General features: G+C 40.0%; 2 protein-coding genes. Both read right to left on the bottom strand.

The window, feature by feature from the left end; translation table 11 throughout:
- Positions 1–98: 98 nt before the first annotated feature.
- Positions 99–956, bottom strand: coding sequence for an IS3 family transposase (locus tag RLO81_RS15960; RefSeq protein WP_350113856.1), 858 nt, complete (start codon positions 954–956; stop codon positions 99–101).
- A complete protein-coding gene (locus tag RLO81_RS15965; RefSeq protein ID WP_350113859.1) occupies positions 956–1,327 on the bottom strand; it encodes a transposase in 372 nt (123 codons plus the stop codon). Before RLO81_RS15965 ends, RLO81_RS15960 begins: the two co-directional genes overlap by 1 nt.
- Positions 1,328–1,558: the final 231 nt, after the last annotated feature.

Below are 1,558 nucleotides of genomic sequence, written 5' to 3' on the forward strand. Positions count from 1 at the left end.
GTAAGGAGAAGTTCATGCACTTTAAGCTACTGGATCTGGTCAAGAATGAGATAATTTTAATGTCACGTCCTAAAATATGGCTACAGGTTAAACATTAATTAAGCTGCATTATAAAATACCATATTAGGGGTTTTATATCCTAAAGATAAGTGTAATCTTTTGTTGTTGTATATCTCAATTGCACTTTTAGTTGCTGCACATGCGTTGTGTGTATTCATAAAACATTGATCCAAATAAAATTCATCCTTCAATATTCCATTAACTCTCTCTGCAATGGCATTTTCATAGCAGTGATTTTCCTCTGTCATGCTTATTCTGATATTTCGTTTAGTGAGTTCACCTACATATTCCTTACTACAATATTGAATACCCCTATCAGAATGGTGCACCAAACCCACCGCAGGGCGTGCGCTTGCCAGGGCCTTTTTGAGGGCCCGCAAGCAGCCCGCCAGCTCTAGTGAATCACTGATGTCATAGCCTACTATCTTCCTGGAATACATATCAGTAATCAATGCCAAGTAACAGAATCCCTTCACCGTTCGGATGTAGGTGATATCTGATACCCAAACCTGATTGGGTCTGGTTACTTCCATATTCTTAATCAGGTTCTTGTACTTATAAAAGTGGTGATAAGAGTTAGTGGTTTTGAAGGATGCTTTTTTGCGTTTCACCAACATTTCATGACCTCTTAAAATATCGAATAAGCGATCTCTGCCCACTTTTAAACCAGATTCTTGGAAGGTACTACTAAGGCCTTTGTGTAGCTTTCGTGTCCCTACTCTGGATTGGAGCTCACGCTCCTTTTTCACCAAGCTGATCACCTGAGATTCAACCGCTTCTCGCTGCGAGTAACGCCTTTTGTATTTGTAATAAGCATCTCTTTTCAAGTGCATACTGTTGCATACCTGTTCAACAGTTGCCCGTCCAGTCCGTCTGGATTCATGGATTGACTTCATCAGGGTTTGATGCTTAGACTTTTTTTTAACTCATCAGCATTTTTGTAACCCAGGTTTTCCGCTGCAACCTCCAGATAAGAATCTAATATGAGCGTATCTATGTCCTTCTTAATTAATAAGGATTTGAGTTGCTCTACTTCTTTTTGCAGGGCTTTGATGCGCCCTATTTCATCGCTGTTTTCCACGTATACACGAGTGTTTTTTAAGTCCTTTCGATCATACTTGTTAATCCATTTGTTAATGGTAGTGCGGTTGATCCCATAGATCCTACCCAGCTCAGATTTGTTGTACTTACCACTACTAAGTTCGGCTAAAATCTTGAGTTTAAAGCCTTCAGAATACCTTCTGTTGATTCCATCATTATTGTACATTTTGCTACGTGTTGTGTAGCCTTTTTTCAGGACGGGTCATAATGGCCTACAACGCCTATGTATGTGGTCGTGTGCCACCTTTCATAAATCACTACTAAAATAGCGCCTTTTGTGTTTCCTTCCAACATCGGAAATACTTAGCGAAGAACTTATTGAAATCTCAGATGCCGAGTCTGCTCGAGGCCAGGTGAAAGAACCTCTAGCAAGTCATTCAGCAATTAGCTATCTTGA

This window comes from Fulvivirga sp., assembly GCF_040220315.1.
Classification (GTDB): Bacteria; Bacteroidota; Bacteroidia; order Cytophagales; family Cyclobacteriaceae; genus Fulvivirga.